This is a genomic window from Pseudomonas retamae (assembly GCF_043496865.1).
Classification (GTDB): domain Bacteria; phylum Pseudomonadota; class Gammaproteobacteria; order Pseudomonadales; family Pseudomonadaceae; genus Aquipseudomonas; species Aquipseudomonas retamae.
In genome coordinates this window covers 213842-229877 of the sequence record NZ_JBIEIL010000010.1, presented here as the reverse complement: position 1 = coordinate 229877, position 16036 = coordinate 213842, and the positions used below count along the sequence as shown (strand labels likewise).

Annotated in this window: 12 protein-coding genes; 3 read left to right on the top strand and 9 right to left on the bottom strand. The window is 60.2% G+C overall.

Annotation, left to right across the window (positions count from 1 at the left end):
• Positions 1–58 precede the first annotated feature (58 nt).
• The 4 genes from leuB to leuC form a co-directional block, all read right to left on the bottom strand.
• A complete protein-coding gene (gene leuB / locus ACGSLL_RS20250; RefSeq protein WP_090282646.1) occupies positions 59–1141 on the bottom strand; it encodes a 3-isopropylmalate dehydrogenase in 1083 nt (360 codons plus the stop codon).
• 54 nt (positions 1142–1195) lie between these two features.
• Positions 1196–1963: a class I SAM-dependent methyltransferase gene (locus tag ACGSLL_RS20245; RefSeq protein ID WP_394507694.1), complete on the bottom strand. Its 768-nt coding sequence runs from the start codon at positions 1961–1963 to the stop codon at positions 1196–1198.
• A 153-nt stretch (positions 1964–2116) separates the two neighbouring features.
• Positions 2117–2761, bottom strand: a complete 645-nt coding sequence (gene leuD / locus ACGSLL_RS20240) for a 3-isopropylmalate dehydratase small subunit (protein WP_394507693.1) — start codon at positions 2759–2761, stop codon at positions 2117–2119.
• A 12-nt stretch (positions 2762–2773) separates the two neighbouring features.
• Positions 2774–4192, bottom strand: coding sequence for a 3-isopropylmalate dehydratase large subunit (gene leuC / locus ACGSLL_RS20235; RefSeq protein WP_258449794.1), 1419 nt, complete (start codon positions 4190–4192; stop codon positions 2774–2776).
• Positions 4193–4331: 139 nt separating this feature from the next.
• On the opposite strand from leuC, the gene ACGSLL_RS20230 reads away from it, so the two are divergent.
• The 3 genes from ACGSLL_RS20230 (at position 4332) to ACGSLL_RS20220 (ending at position 10355) form a co-directional block, all read left to right on the top strand.
• Positions 4332–5216, top strand: coding sequence for a LysR family transcriptional regulator (locus tag ACGSLL_RS20230; protein ID WP_090282642.1), 885 nt, complete (start codon positions 4332–4334; stop codon positions 5214–5216).
• 74 nt (positions 5217–5290) lie between these two features.
• Positions 5291–8569 (top strand): PAS domain S-box protein, encoded by a 3279-nt coding sequence (locus tag ACGSLL_RS20225; protein ID WP_394507692.1) that lies wholly within the window; start codon positions 5291–5293, stop codon positions 8567–8569.
• Between the two features lie 94 nt (positions 8570–8663).
• Positions 8664–10355 (top strand): Hsp70 family protein, encoded by a 1692-nt coding sequence (locus ACGSLL_RS20220; protein ID WP_394507691.1) that lies wholly within the window; start codon positions 8664–8666, stop codon positions 10353–10355.
• On the opposite strand, the gene ACGSLL_RS20215 is transcribed toward ACGSLL_RS20220, so the two are convergent.
• The 5 genes from ACGSLL_RS20215 to ACGSLL_RS20195 form a co-directional block, all read right to left on the bottom strand.
• Positions 10352–13024: a DUF805 domain-containing protein gene (locus ACGSLL_RS20215; protein WP_394507690.1), complete on the bottom strand. Its 2673-nt coding sequence runs from the start codon at positions 13022–13024 to the stop codon at positions 10352–10354. The two genes, ACGSLL_RS20220 and ACGSLL_RS20215, sit on opposite strands and share 4 nt — an antisense overlap.
• A complete protein-coding gene (locus ACGSLL_RS20210; RefSeq protein ID WP_394507689.1) occupies positions 13021–13716 on the bottom strand; it encodes a DUF1266 domain-containing protein in 696 nt (231 codons plus the stop codon). The genes ACGSLL_RS20215 and ACGSLL_RS20210 overlap by 4 nt, the downstream gene beginning before the upstream one ends.
• A 189-nt stretch (positions 13717–13905) precedes the next feature.
• Positions 13906–14352 carry an Hsp20 family protein gene (locus ACGSLL_RS20205; protein ID WP_258449800.1) on the bottom strand — a complete coding sequence of 149 codons (447 nt, stop codon included), beginning with the start codon at positions 14350–14352 and terminating at the stop codon, positions 13906–13908.
• A gap of 119 nt (positions 14353–14471) precedes the next feature.
• On the bottom strand, positions 14472–15431 hold the full coding sequence (locus ACGSLL_RS20200) for a tRNA dihydrouridine synthase (protein ID WP_394507688.1): 960 nt from the start codon (positions 15429–15431) through the stop codon (positions 14472–14474).
• Between the two features lie 143 nt (positions 15432–15574).
• Positions 15575–16024, bottom strand: coding sequence for an acyl-CoA thioesterase (locus ACGSLL_RS20195; RefSeq protein ID WP_394507687.1), 450 nt, complete (start codon positions 16022–16024; stop codon positions 15575–15577).
• Positions 16025–16036 lie beyond the last annotated feature (12 nt).

The window sequence follows — 16036 nt, the reverse complement described above, 5'->3', positions numbered from 1 at the left end:
CACCTTCTTGAAAAGTGGGCCGCTGCTTTGTATTGAATTTCGCAGCGGGCCCGAGAGATTACAGATTCCGCAGCGCGGCGACTACTGCGTCGCCCATTTGCTGCGTACCGACTTTGGTACAACCGGCCGAATGGATGTCGCCGGTGCGCAAGCCCTGATCGAGCACGACGCTGACGGCTTTCTCGATGGCATCAGCGGCATCGTGCAGATTGAAGCTGTAACGCAGCATCATCGATACCGACAGGATGGTCGCCAGCGGGTTGGCAATGCCCTGGCCGGCGATGTCCGGTGCGGAACCGTGGCAAGGCTCGTACATGCCCTTGTTGTTGGAGTCCAGCGAGGCCGACGGCAGCATGCCGATGGAGCCGGTGAGCATCGACGCTTCGTCAGAGAGAATGTCGCCGAACATGTTGTCGGTGACGATCACGTCGAACTGCTTCGGCGCGCGCACCAGTTGCATGGCGGCGTTGTCGACGTACATGTGGCTCAGCTCGACTTCTGGATAGTCTTTGGCCACTTGCTCGACCACTTCACGCCACAGTTGGCTGGACGCCAGCACGTTGGCCTTGTCCACCGAGCAAAGCTTCTTGCCACGGACCATGGCCATGTCGAAACCGACACGGGCAATGCGGCGGATTTCGCTTTCGCTGTATGGCAGGGTGTCGTAGGACTGACGCTCGCCGTTGTCCAGCGTACGGGTGCCGCGCGGCGCGCCGAAGTAGATGCCACCGGTCAGTTCGCGAACGATCAGGATGTCCAGACCGGCGACGATTTCCGGCTTCAGGCTCGAAGCATCAGCCAGTTGCGGGTACAGAATCGCCGGGCGCAGGTTGCCGAACAGGCCCAGTTGCGCACGGATTTTCAGCAGACCACGCTCAGGGCGGATGTCACGCTCGATGGTGTCCCATTTCGGGCCACCGACGGCGCCCAGCAGTACGGCATCGGCAGCGCGGGCGCGGTCGAGAGTTTCGTCGGCCAATGGCACGCCGTGCTTGTCGATGGCCGCGCCACCGATCACGTCGTGACTCAGTTCGAAACCCAGGCTGTACTTGTCGTTGGCCAATTCCAGCACCTTGACCGCTTCGGCCATGATTTCCGGACCAATACCGTCACCTGGGAGAATCAGAATCTGCTTGCTCATGCTTTCCTCGTGTCTTCAATCGGTGCGCCTTCACCGGCGCGCCCGGAAAAATGCTTATCGCTCGGCCATCAACACAATCACATCGGTACTGAAGGAGCCGTCGGCCTCAATCTCGAAATATTCGCGCACTTCGTTGCCCATCGATTGCTGCAACTGAACAATCGCGGCGCGCATCACCGCGGGGGTGCGCATGCGCTCAACCCAGCTGTTGTACTCCAGCCGCAGGCGCTGACGCGTGGTGCTGCGCACATGCAGCCCGGCCTCGCTGACCTGGCGCAGCCACTCGGCGCCAGAGTAATCGCGCACGTGGCCGGTGTCGCGCAGCACTTCGACACTTTGCAGGTAAGTGTCGAACAGCGGACTGCCCGGTGACAACACGTCCACGAACGCCGCAACACCACCGGGCTTCAACACCCGACGCACCTCGCGCAAGGCCACGCCGAGGTCGCTCCAGTGATGCGCCGAATAACGGCTGAACACAAAATCGAACTCGCCATCGGCGAACGGCAAACGCTCGGCGGCGCCGTTAACCGTGGAAATATTGCCCATCCCGCGTTCGGCCGCAGCGGCGGCGACCACGTCGAGCATCTGCTGCGAAAGATCGTACGCCACCACTTCGCTGACCAGCGGCGCGACATGAAAACTCACATGACCGGCGCCGCAACCCAGGTCCAGCACCCGCGCCGCGCCCTGCCCTGCCAGCTCGGCTTGCAGCAGGGCAAATTCACTGCCCTGCGCGTGAACGGCGCTGCTCAGGTAAGCAGCGGCCTGTTCACCGAATTGCTTCTGAACGACCTGGGTGTGTTGGGCGGTGCTGTTCATGGTCACATCCTGTATCTGTGTTGTTTGAGCTACCGTCTTCGCGAGCAGGTCGAATCGTCGCACCGTCGCTCCCACATTTGAAATGCATTCCCCTGTGGGAGCGAGCCTGCTCGCGAAGGGGCCCACCCTGACTACATCAATCTCGAATCCTGCTTAGGCGTCGCGAAACAACCACGGCTGACTCACCCGATGCTTCGCTTCGAACGTGGCAATCGCTTCGCCGTCCTGCAAGGTCAGGCCGATATCATCAAGCCCGTTCAGCAGGCAGTGCTTGCGAAACGCATCGATCTCAAAACGGTACACCTTGCCATCAGGGCGGGTCACGGTTTGAGCTTGCAGGTCGACCTGCAATTGATAACCCGGCTCGGCCTCAACCTGCTTAAACAATTCATCGACTTCGGCATCGCTGAGGATGATCGGCAGCAAGCCATTCTTGAAGCTGTTGTTGAAGAAGATGTCGGCGTAGCTCGGCGCGATGATGCTGCGGAAACCGTATTCTTCCAGCGCCCACGGCGCGTGCTCGCGGCTGGAGCCGCAACCGAAATTCTCACGCGCGAGCAATACGCTGGCGCCCTGATAACGCTCGGCGTTGAGCACGAAATCCTGATTCAGCGGGCGCTTGGAGTTGTCCTGGTACGGCTGGCCAACGTCCAGATAACGCCACTCGTCGAACAGGTTCGGACCGAAGCCGGTGCGCTTGATCGACTTGAGGAACTGCTTGGGAATGATCTGATCGGTGTCGACGTTGGCACGATCCAGAGGCGCGACAAGACCAGTGTGCTGGGTGAAAGCTTTCATGCTGCGCTCCTTTTAGATCAATTCACGAACGTCGACGAAACGACCGTTCACCGCTGCCGCCGCGGCCATGGCCGGGCTGACCAGGTGGGTACGGCCACCGGCACCCTGACGGCCTTCAAAGTTGCGGTTGGAAGTCGAGGCGCAATGCTCGCCGGACTCCAAACGGTCCGGGTTCATCGCCAGGCACATCGAGCAACCCGGCTCACGCCATTCGAAACCGGCTTCGAGGAAAATCTTGTCCAGACCTTCGGCTTCGGCCTGCGCCTTGACCAGACCCGAGCCCGGCACGACGATCGCTTGCTTGATGGTCGACGCCACCTTGCGGCCCTTGGCGATCACCGCCGCGGCGCGCAAGTCTTCGATCCGCGAGTTGGTGCAGGAACCGATGAACACGCGGTCGAGCTGAATGTCGGTAATCGCCTGATTGGCGGTCAGACCCATGTATTTCAGGGCGCGGACGATCGAGTCGCGCTTGACCAGATCCATCTCTTTGGCCGGGTCGGGCACGTTCTGATCAACGGCCAGAACCATTTCCGGCGAAGTGCCCCAGCTGACTTGCGGCTTGATCTGCGTGGCGTCGAGCTCAACCACGGTGTCGAACTGCGCATCGGCGTCGGAAACCAGATCTTTCCACGCTTCGACGGCCATGTCCCACTGCGCGCCTTTCGGTGCGAATGGACGACCCTTCACGTAGTCGATGGTTTTCTGATCCGCCGCCACCAGCCCCACGCGGGCGCCGGCTTCGATGGACATGTTGCAAATGGTCATGCGGCCTTCGACGGACAGATCGCGAATCGCGCTGCCGGCAAATTCGATCGCATGGCCATTACCGCCGGCAGTGCCGATCTTGCCGATCACCGCGAGGACGATGTCCTTGGCGGTGACGCCAAACGGCAATTGCCCTTCGACGCGCACCAGCATGTTTTTCATTTTCTTGGCGACCAGGCACTGAGTGGCGAGCACATGCTCGACCTCGGAAGTGCCGATGCCGTGAGCCAAGGCGCCGAATGCGCCGTGGGTCGAGGTGTGCGAGTCGCCGCAGACCACGGTCATGCCCGGCAAGGTCGCGCCCTGCTCCGGACTGATGACGTGGACGATGCCCTGGCGCACGTCGTTCATCTTGAACTCGACGATGCCGTATTCATCACAGTTGTCATCGAGGGTCTGCACCTGCAAACGCGAGACCTGGTCGGCAATGGCTTCGATACCACCCTTGCGCTCTGGCGTGGTCGGTACGTTGTGGTCCGGGGTCGCGATGTTGGCATCGATGCGCCACGGCTTGCGCCCGGCCAGACGCAGGCCTTCAAAGGCTTGCGGCGAGGTCACTTCGTGAATGATGTGACGATCGATGTAGATCAGCGCAGAGCCATCGTCGCGCTGCTTGACCAAATGCGAATCCCAGAGCTTGTCGTACAGCGTTTTGCCGGCCATCAGACGGTTCCTCATCAGCTTGTTTCTATGCCCTGGGCTTATCAATAACCCTTTGGCTTGTGAGGCCGATCCTATGGGGTTAGATTAAATAACTCAAATTCATATTTTTTATGCTTTGGATAACCGACTGGAATAGTGAATGGATCTGGCCAACCTGAATGCTTTTATTGCCATCGCCGAGACCGGCAGCTTCTCCGGCGCTGGCGAGCGTCTGCACTTGACCCAACCGGCCATCAGCAAGCGCATCGCCGGGCTGGAGCAGCAATTGAAGGTGCGCCTGTTCGACCGTTTGGGCCGTGAAGTCGGCCTGACCGAGGCCGGCCGCGCCCTGCTGCCCCGGGCTTATCAGATTCTTAACGTGCTCGACGACACCCGCCGCGCCCTGACCAATCTGACCGGCGAAGTCAGCGGCCGCCTGACGCTGGCCACCAGTCACCACATCGGCCTGCACCGTTTGCCGCCCTTATTAAGGGAGTTTACTCGCCGCTACCCACAGGTCGCGCTGGATATTCAGTTCCTCGATTCGGAAGTGGCCTACGAAGAGATTCTCCACGGTCGCGCTGAACTGGCCGTCATCACCCTCGCGCCGGAGCCGCATGCACTGGTAAAGGCGACGCCAGTCTGGGACGACCCGCTGGATTTCGTGGTCGCCCCGGAGCACTCGCTGATCAATAACGGCGCCGTCAGTCTGATCGACATTGCCGGCCATCCGGCGGTTTTCCCCGGCGGCAATACTTTTACCCACCACATCGTCCAGCGGCTATTCGAGGCCCAGGGCCTGACGCCAAATATCGCCATGAGCACCAACTATCTGGAAACCATCAAAATGATGGTCTCGATCGGCCTGGCCTGGAGCGTGTTGCCGCGCACCATGCTGGATGAGCAAGTGGCAAGCATCGCATTGCCGGGCATACAGCTCAGTCGCCAGCTAGGCTATATCCTGCACACCGAACGGACGCTCTCGAACGCGGCAAGAGCCTTCATGGCCTTGCTGGATGCACAAATCGATCTGCCAGGGACTTGAGGCCGACTTGTGCTACTCCTGTAGAGCCGCGATTGCTGTGCCTAACGCCACCATCCGCTCAAGGCCTGTCCACAATGCCGAAATCTGTTGACCGAACTCCGCCGATGCCGCGTATCCAGGCGATTGACCCGCGCCACTCCGAGCAGAGCTGGGAAAGCGCGCCGCAATTGCTGGCGGCGCTCAACGGCGCCCGGCTCGGCGCCTGGTACTGGGACATCGAGCGCGGGCAGATCAGCTGGTCGCGCGGCACCCAGGCCTTGTTCGGCTTCGATCCGCGGCAACCGTTGCCCGAAGACCTGGAATATCTCGACCTACTGCCACCGGAGGACCGGGCAAAAACCGTTCGGGCCTTCCACGCGGTGATTGCCGGCGCGCCGCTGGAGCAGGCGATGCACCACCGCATCCGCTGGCCTGACGGCAGCCTGCACTGGCTGGAGATCAATGGCAGCCTGCTGCCGGACAAAAACGGCCGCCCCCGAATGATCGGGGTGATTCGCGAAATCACCCACCAGCGCCAACGTGAACAGGCGCTGAGCAGCTCGGAGAAACGTTTCGCCACACTTTTCCACCTGTGCCCCAACATGGTGCTGCTGACCCGCCAGGAAGACGGTTTGATCAGCGAAGCCAACCAGTATTTTGAAAGCCTGTTCGGCTGGCCGGTACAGAACGCTATTGGCCGCACCACCCTCGAACTTGGCCTGTGGGTGCATCCCGAACAGCGTGCCGAACTGGTGAAAAAGACCAAGGCCAAAGGCGAACTGATCAGTATGGAAGTGCAGTTTCGCGCCAGCAATGGCCAGGTGCATGACGGCATTCTCAGTGCACAGAAAGTCGAACTCGAAGGCCAGCCGTACCTGCTCAGCACTTTCCTCGATACCACCGAACGTAAAGCCGCCGAGCTGGCTCTGAAAGACAGCCAGGAACGCCTCGATCTGGCGCTCGATTCGGCGCAGCTCGGCACTTGGGACTGGCACATCCCCAGCGGCATGCTCTACGGCTCGGCACGGGCCGCGCAATTGCACGGGCTCGACCCGATTCCATTTCATGAGTCATTCGAGGCGTTTTTCGAAGGTGTGCCCGGCGAAGAGCGCGACAGCATGCGCGACGCCTACCGCAGCCTGCGCGAAGGCCCGGCGGGAAATTATCAACTGACGTATCGAGTACAACTGCCAGACGGCAGCTCGCGCTATCTGGAAAGCCGCGCGCGCCTGTATCGGGATGACAACGGCGCGCCGCTGCGCATGGCCGGGACGCTGCTGGATATCACCGACCAGGTCGAACGCGAGCAGCGCCTGGTGGCCTCGGAAGAAAAATTTGCCACGCTGTTTCAGGTCAGCCCGGACCCGATCTGCGTCACCCGCCAGGAAACCGGCCAGTTCATCGAGATCAACTCCAGTTTCACCCAGACGTTCGGCTGGAGCGCCGCCGACGTGATCGGTCACACCGCCGAAGAAATCGGCCTGTGGGACGCCTCGGCGAAAAGCCTGCAACGTATTGAACGGGTGATCCGCGAGCAGGGCTTGAGCAACGTCGCGATCATCGTCCAGCACAAGGACGGCCAGTCGCTGACCTGTGTGATTTCCAGTCGGCAGATCAGTGTTGGCAATCAGCCGTGCATCGTCACTACGTTGCGCGATATCACTCAGCAACAGCGCTCCGAAGCGGCGCTGAAGGCCAGCGAAGAGAAATTTGCCAAGGCGTTTCATTCCAGCCCGGACGCCATCACCATCACCGAACGCGACACCGGGCGTTATCTGGAGGTTAACGACGGTTTTTGCCGCCTGACCGGTTATCGCGCCGACGAAGTGGTGGGTAAAACCGTGTATCAGGTCGGCATATGGGCCGAGGAAAAGCAGCGTTCGGCGCTATTGGCTGAATTGCAGATCAAAGGCCGCGTGCACCATCAGGAAATGCTTGGGCGCAACAAGCGCGGGGAGATACTGACTGTCGAGGTCTCGGTCGAGCCCATCACTCTCAACGAAACCGCGTGCCTGCTGCTGACCGCGCGGGACGTCAGCTTGCTGAAAAACGCCGAAGCGCAGATCCGCCATCTGGCCTATCACGACCCTCTGACCAACCTGCCTAATCGCGCTTTACTGATGGATCGCCTGAGCCAGCAGATCGCCCTGCTCAAGCGTCACAACCTGCGCGGCGCCCTGCTGTTTCTCGATCTTGACCACTTCAAGCACATCAACGATTCGCTGGGGCATCCGGTGGGCGACACCGTGCTGAAAATCATCACCGCGCGGCTCGAAGCCAGCGTGCGCATGGAGGACACCGTGGCGCGCCTGGGTGGCGACGAGTTTGTCGTGCTGCTCAGCGGCCTCGAAGGCTCACGCAGTGACGTCAGCGAACAGGTGCGCGCGCTGGCTGACACCATTCGCGAATTGCTCTCGGAGCCGATGTTTCTTGATGGCCAACGCTTGCAAGTGACGCCGAGTATCGGTGTAGCGCTGATTCCCGATCACGGCTCGACGCCGACCGACCTGCTCAAACGCGCCGACATTGCCCTGTACCGCGCCAAGGACTCCGGGCGCAACACCACGCAGATGTACCACAACACCATGCAGAAAGCCGCGAGCGAGCGGCTGCGCATGGAGACCGACTTGCGCCTGGCGCTGTCACGCGGCGAATTCAATGTGCATTTTCAGCCGCAGGTCGATGCTCGCGACAACCGCATCATTGGCGCCGAAGCGCTGGTGCGCTGGAACCACCCGCAGTTGGGCGCGCAATCGCCCACCGAGTTCATCAAGGTGTTGGAGGACAGCGGGCTGATCCTCGAAGTCGGCACCTGGATCCTCGACGAAGCCTGCAATGCCTTCAAACAACTGATCGCGCTGCGGCTGGTCGATCCCCTCGATTTCAGCCTGTGCGTGAACATCAGTCCACGACAGTTCCGCCAGAACGATTTTGTCGAACGCATCGAACACAGCATGACCAGCCACGGCCTGCCCTGCTCGCTGCTGAAACTGGAAATCACCGAAGGCATCGTCATTCAGAACCTGGAAGACACCATCGGCAAGATGCGCCGCTTGAAAAAGCTCGGCGTCAGTTTTGCCATGGACGATTTCGGCACCGGTTATTCATCGCTCACTTACCTGAAACGCTTGCCGGTGGACACGCTGAAAATCGATCAGTCATTCATCCGCGACGCGACCACCGATCCGAACGATGCCGAGATCATTCGGGCGATCGTCGCCATGGCACGCAGTCTGGAGCTGGAGGTGATTGCCGAAGGTGTGGAAACGCCGGAGCAGCTGGCGTTTTTGCAGGGGCTGGGCTGTCATTTGTATCAGGGGTATCTGCACAGTCGGCCGGTGGCGTTAGAGGATCTGAAAAAACTGCTGCCCTGAATCGGCGGCCGCACAGCCTGGCAACAGAGCAATAATTGCCACGGTTTGCGTCAGCCTGTAGGGTCGCGTTTTTTGCGCCGCTTCGAGATCAACCATGCAGGATGCATCCCTTCCCCGCCCGGCCCTGCTGGGCATCGACCTTGGCACCACCAACAGCCTGATCGCCGTCTGGCGTGAAGGCCGCGCCGAACTGATCCCCAACGCCCTCGGCGATGTGCTGACACCGTCGGTGGTCAGCCTTGATGAAGACGAGACGATTCTGGTTGGCAAAGCCGCCCGCGCCCGCCTGACCACGCACCCGGAACGCACTGCCGCCGCGTTCAAGCGCTTCATGGGCAGCGACAGGCAAATCCAGCTCGGCTCTCGCCTCTTCAGCCCCGAAGAGTTGTCGGCGCTGGTGCTCGGCTCGCTCAAGCAAGACGCTGAAGCTTTCCTCGGCCACGCGGTCTCGGAAGCGGTCATTTCGGTCCCGGCGTATTTCAGCGACGAGCAGCGCAAGCGCACCTTGTTTGCCGCCGAACTGGCCGGACTGTCTGTGGCCCGCCTGATCAATGAACCGACCGCTGCCGCCATGGCGTACGGGCTGCACGAGCAGAAGTTCGAACGCACGCTGATTTTCGATCTGGGTGGCGGCACCTTCGACGTCACGGTACTGGAATATGCGTTGCCGCTGATCGAAGTGCACGCCTCCACCGGCGACAATTTTCTCGGCGGCGAAGACTTCACTGCCGCCCTGTTGCAGGCCTGCCTCAAGCACTGGCAACTGGACGCGACGCAGATCGATGCGCAAGCCATGGCCAGCCTCGGTGATACGCTGGAACAGCTCAAGCGCAAGCTCGGCGAAGGCACCCAACAGTTGAGCTGGCGCCAGGCCGAGCAGACGTTCGAATGGGCGCTGGACGAAGCCACCGCCGTAAAGATCTGGGAACCACTGCTCGCCCGCTTGCGCGCACCGATCGAACAGGCCCTGCGCGATGCCCGGTTAAAACCGCGCGACCTCGACAGCCTGGTCCTGGTCGGCGGTGCAACGCGCATGCCGGCGGTGCAGCAAATGGTCGCCACGCTGTTCGGGCGCCTGCCTTACCGGCATCTCGATCCGGACACCATCGTCGCACTGGGCGCGGCGACGCAGGCAGCGTGCAAGGCGCGCGACGGTGCGGTCGAGGAGCTGATTCTGACGGATGTCTGTCCTTATACGCTGGGGATCTCGACCATGCGGGGCGAAGATATCAAAGGCGCCTTCTCGCCGATCATCGAGCGCAACACGGTCATTCCCACCTCACGTGTCGAGCGTTTTCACACAACCTCTGCGCAGCAGGAATTCATTCGTATCGCGGTTTATCAGGGCGAACGCCCCTGGGTACGCGACAATATTTTCATCGATGCCTTCGATGTCACGCTGACGCCCAGCGATCATATTCAGGCGCTGGACGTTCGGTTCAGTTATGACATCAATGGTTTGCTCGAAGTCGACGTCACCCTGCTTGAAACAGGGGAACGTCATAGCCACATTATCGATCGCAGCCCAACGGGGCTCGATGCGATATCGCGTCAAGCCAGCCATGAGCGCTTGAACTCATTGAAAATTCATCCTCGCGACACCTTGGCCAATCGAACCCTGCTGGCTCGACTGGAGCGGGCTTGGGCGCAAAGTCTCGGCGATGATCGCCAACGCATCGCAGACTGGATGGACAGTTTCACAACAACGTTGAGTGGTCAGCGACTGGAAGAAATCGCCGGCCAGCGCTCACAACTCAACAAGGCTCTGGACGAATTACGCTTTTAGCCGTTAAGTCGCCGCAAGGTAGTCTGCAGTCCACCGGACAGTATGTCTTCATCGCCACTGTCCGGTGGCACACCGTAGCGATTGGGCAGTCTCTCTCCCGGAAAACCAAACAGTATCAACGGTAAAAATGGCAGGACAGGCGACAGCACCACGAGCGTCAGTAACATCGGAATGCCTCGGCCGATATCATGCAAGCGCCGTAATACTGCACTCAGCAAAAATGCCGCGCCGAGAAGCGTCACGACAATTCCGGACAGCGGCGTGCCGCTGAGCAACGCTGCCACTGGCGTCACCAACAGCGCGCCGATGACCTGCCAGATAAAAGCCCCTCGCCCAAGCCGGGAACCCAGGCGCCAGAACGCGGTTGCAGGGGTTGGAAGAGTTTTTGCCTTGGCCAGCAATAATCGCTCTGCCCACGACAGCAACGCACTGAACGCGAACCGCAGACCGAGGCCATTTTGCGTAGCATCCTTGGCCCGCTGCATGCGTAACAGGATTTTCTGCCGGGGCACGCCGAGACTTTCAAAACGCACCAGATCCTTGAGCACATCCAACGCGAGATAAAAGTCCTCGCTCACGCCCTCATCGGCAAGAGCCTCACGCGGCGGGTGGACAGGTTCGCCCTTGATCAGGCTGTGACGGAAACCGTCGAACCAGTCTTGTGGGTTGACGACCTCAGTTATGCTTTCAAGCAAATATTTGCGCTGTTGTCCCGTGAGTGAAGGATCGTGATACAGGACGCCTGCCAAAAGCATTCGCCCGAGCAAATCATCATTGAAACGGCCAATGTCGCTGCGCATGCACTCAAACAATCGGTCATTGCTCAACAGCCGGGTGCTGTCTAGCGCTTCCTGAACACTGAACAGCTTGCGCGCGAGCATCGCATGCACCGGATCGGTCGCTTGCAGCCAACCCAGCAGGCCGCTGGCAGTACCCTGCTCGCGATTCAAGCGACAGAGCAGCGGCTGCAAACGTGCCAGTGGGTGTTCACGCGCAATATCCATCGAATCCACACAATGCGCCGACTGCGCACCTAACCAGCGTGTCGGTTCGTTGAGCGTGGCCAGCAGGTACAGCGCTTGACGGTGCCACTCCCAGACATCGCAAAAGCTATCGATGGCCGGGAGCAACATGCCTTGCCTGGCCAACTGAACCTGCAGTTTCAGCCCGTCCAGCACCGCGTCTCGCTTGTTCAGACTGAACGCCTCGTCAAGCCGTGCCAGCCCCCCGGCGTCGTAAGCCCGCAGACGCCGCATCCATAGCAGACAGAGCTCCAGCGGTTCACCCTTCTGCAGTTCCTGCGGCAACGCGGTGGCCGGGTCGGCCGCCAGAAACGCCTCAATTGCCAGCGGAATTGGCGCCTGGGTCAACCAGCAGAGTTGTTGCTCAGCCTGATATTTGAAGCCTTCCAGTACCAGTTGATCGAGAATATCCGACGGTTCTGCCGCCCCCGTGACACATCGCAACAAGGCCACATCGCCGCGATGCAAAGCCCACGCGTGCTGATAAAGTGTTTGCAGCGTCGGTTCATCGCTGTCGATGATCAGCCATGCCAGCAGCGGCAACTCATCGCCGCTGATACGCCATTCGACGAACGCATCGGCAATGCCTTGCAAACCCAGCTGTCGAGCGTGAAACCAACGGCCAAGGGTTTCCGGCCGTTGGGACGGACTGCCGTATGCCTGAGTGTTATCGCTCAGATCATCAGTCCAGTCGCGGAAATTCTCGAGACGGTCAAAAGCCTGGATCAGCAACGGCAACCGCTGGGGCTGGTGGCGCGCGCACAAATCCAGTAGCCAGGAGGCTGCTTTCGGGTGTTGATGCTCGCGCCAGAGCTGCCCCCATGCCTGCAGCGCCAACTCCTCCATTCCCAGCGCACTGCGCTGACAAGCCAACAAATACAGCCAGTCAATGTTTCGGGGCTCAAGCCGATGCAGCTCACTGACGATGCCGAGAAACTCTTTGCTGGCGATGCCGGCCTGACTGAACTGCACGGCCAGACGCTGCAACAAATCGCCATCGTCAGGCAGGGGCAAACAGGTGTGCAGCCCGGCGAAATGGCGGTAGTCGTCCAGCGAGCCATTGCGGTGCAAGTGGCTCAGTGTGCGTAGGTACCAGAGCGTTTCGAGCTGCGCGACAGCGGGCCAATGGCTCATCAATGCCGTGTCGAACGGGTCCGGCGCGTCGATACGCTGTAAAAACTCATCGACATGTCGGGCATTGTCGAAATCCAGGTCCAGCATGCGGCTGGCCCAACCGATGCGCTGCGCCAGCAAGCGTACGCAAACGTGAGAAATCGGCCCGGCGTCGATAAGCTCGCGCAACAAAGGCCAGCAAATTTCGTCCAGTACGTCCAGCGGGAGCTTGTCCAGCTCAAGGTTGAACGCTTGCCAATCTGCTGGGTGAAACCGCCGCGCAGGATCAAGCAACAGGTTTTCAAATTCCGCCATCATCTGCTCAGCGGGACTTACCTTGTTGACAGTCGGCTCATGCGGTTCGGTGGCTTTTTCGCGAGCGAACTGCAACGCCAGCTCATAGGCTTCGCGCAGCATCTGGAACCCCTCCGGATCGGTTTCCGGATGGTGCTGCGGCAGGCGCGCGCGATAAGCGCCACGAATAGCATCATTGTCTTTGGTGGGCTCGATACCCAAGCGAATCCAGCAGCTCATGACCAGTCGAACTCCCCTAGCGAATCAGGTCGCTCAGGTAGGTGCAAAGGCATGTCCCAAGGCAATTGCGCAAACAGCTCGCGGGCATCGCGGTCCAGGTTATGGATGACCACAGTGGTGCCTATGTAGTCACCTTGACGATCATATTCATGAGCAAGGTCCTCATCTTTATTACCCAAGCAATGCCAGAAAGCTTTACCGAAGACAAAGCCATTGAGGTAACTCGTCCAGCTGTCGTAGTAGTAACGCGCACGCGCCGCCATGCGACCGTGCAGCCAGAGACTTTCGGTGAGGTCGATCCAGCCGTGCAACACTGCCGAGCGCAGCAGGAACCCCATGCGGCCAATGTCCCAGGCACGGATGCCACCGGAACCACACTCTGCGAAAGTGCTACTTGCCAGTTCGTAAAACGCGCGCTGACGCGTATCCAGACTATCGAGCAACGTTTGCCATTCCGACGGCAGGCAACGCTCCCATTGGCGATAGGCTTCATTCAGACTCGTTGCGTGGCCGGTGTCGGCCGTCCTGAGCATCTTCAATAGCTGTGGGCGTGTGGTGATACCCCAACCACCCTCGACATCGACATGCTTGAGATCGAAGCAATAGGTCGGAGCGGTGTAATCGGCATCGGGATTGAGGGCGACCAAAGGCGCAGAAAGCGCATACAGCCAGCGCTGTTGCAATTCGTCCATGAACAAAGGCTCCAGGGCCAGCGGAAATGAGGGAGTGCCGGCTTAGTGGGCGCAGATTGTAAAGAGCCCCGACAACAGCAGCAAACGCCGCGTCAGTTTTCCTTCGCTCACAAAAAAGGCCCCGACGTATCGGGGCCTTTCGTTCAGCGGCTTATCGCCGTTTCGGACGATTGTGTGTCAGCACATGAATCAATGCTGCAGCGCCGGCTGCTGCGCACCATTGATTGGAATGCGCTTGGCTTTCGCCTCTTCAGGGACCACACGCAGCAGGTCGATGCTCAGCAGGCCGTTGCTCAGGTCCGCGGCCTTGATCTCGATGTGATCGGCCAGACGGAACGACAGCTTGAACGCACGCTGGGCGATGCCTTGATGCAGGAAGGTCACACCTTCGTTGGCGTCACGCTTGCCACCACTGATGGTCAGCACACCTTTCTCGACCTGGAGCTCCAGGTCTTCTTCCCGGAAACCGGCAGCGGCAACGACGATACGGTATTGGTCATCACCGTGTTTTTCGACGTTGTAAGGTGGGTAGCTGCTGCCAGGCTCATTGCGCAGGGCGGTTTCGAACAGGTCGTTGAAACGGTCGAAACCTACCGAGGAACGGAACAGTGGCGCGAGAGAAAATGCAGTACTCATGATTCAAATCTCCTGAAAACAATCAGCAAGTTTTTGTGTCTCCGCGACCCGAATTCGGCATCGCGTACCCCTTAGATAGGGACCGCTGTTTGCTTTTCAAGAGATTATTTTCAGATTTTTCAGGCGGCCTCGACGAACGGCAGACCGAGCAGACGCGAGACCTGATCAGGCTCGGTTTCGCGGCGCAAAACCGTGAACAGCTCGGTCGCCTGCGGATAATTTCGCGTGAGCATTGCCAGCCATTGCTTCAGGCGACCCGGCGATTGACGCGCGGTCATCTGCGCTTTGGCTTGCAGCCAGAAATCCTGAATCAGCGGCATCAGCTCGGCCCAGGACATCTCGACGACCTCTTCGCCGGCTCGGGCTGCAGCGATCTGCCGGGCCAGATCCGGACGCGACACCAGTCCACGACCGAGCATGATGTCTTCGACGCCGCTGATCTCGCGGCAACGCCGCCAGTCTTCGACGCTCCAGATATCGCCATTGGCGAACACCGGCACTTTGACCACGTCCTGCACTCGCGGGATCCACTCCCAGTGCGCCGGCGGTTTATAGCCGTCCATTTTGGTCCGCGCGTGAACCACGATGTGCTCGGCGCCGCCCTCGGCCAGCGCCGTGGCGCAGACCAGCGAGCCGTCGGGGCTGTCGAAACCGAGGCGCATTTTTGCGGTCACGGGAATGTGTGCAGGCACCGCGCGGCGGACATGCTCGACGATCTGGTTGAGCAGTTCCGGCTCCTTGAGCAGCACCGCACCGCCACGGGACTTGTTGACGGTCTTGGCCGGGCAACCAAAGTTGAGGTCGATCACCTCGGAGCCAAGTTCGCAGGCCAGCGCTGCGTTTTCCGCCAGGCACACCGGATCGGAACCGAGCAGTTGCACGCGCAACGGCACACCGGCTGCGGTGCGCGCGCCATTGAGCAGCTCAGGGCCGAACTTGTGGAAATAGGCCGGCGTGAGCAACTGATCGTTGACTCGAATGAATTCGGTCACGCACCAGTCGATGCCGCCAACGCGGGTCAGCACGTCACGCAGGATGTCGTCGACCAACCCCTCCATGGGCGCCAGAGCAATTTGCATGGGAAAACACTACTCGAAGAAAAACGTGCGGCAGTTTACTGGATTACGCCCTGTGGGAGCGAGCCTGCTCGCGAAGGCGTCGGGTCAGTTATGCCTATATCAACTGACCGACCGCTTTCGCGAGCAGGCTCGCTCCCACAGGTTCAGATTTGAGTGGTTGCCGGCAGCTGGATCGCCGAGCCATAGCCTTCGATGAATTCCGCCGGCATGCGCTTGGGCTTGCCCGTCGACAATTCGATGCAGACAAACGTGGTCTGCGCACGCAACAGCGTGGCGTTGTCGCTTGGGCGCTTGAGCTGGAAATGCCGGGTCATTCTCAGGCGCTGGTCCCAATCGACGATCCAGGTCGCCAATTGCAGTTCGTCGCCCTCATAGGCAGCGGCGAGATAATCGATTTCGTGGCGCACCACGGCCATTGCTCTGTCCAGTCGGCGATACTCGACCAGATCCAGGCCCAGACGCTGCGAGTGGCGCCAGGCGCAGCGTTCGAGCCAGGTCACGTATACCGCGTTGTTCGCGTGGCCCAACCCGTCAATGTCCTCGGCGCCTACTTGCAGATCAATGGTAAACGGCGTTGCCCGATCCCAGCCCATGCCCCACTCCCG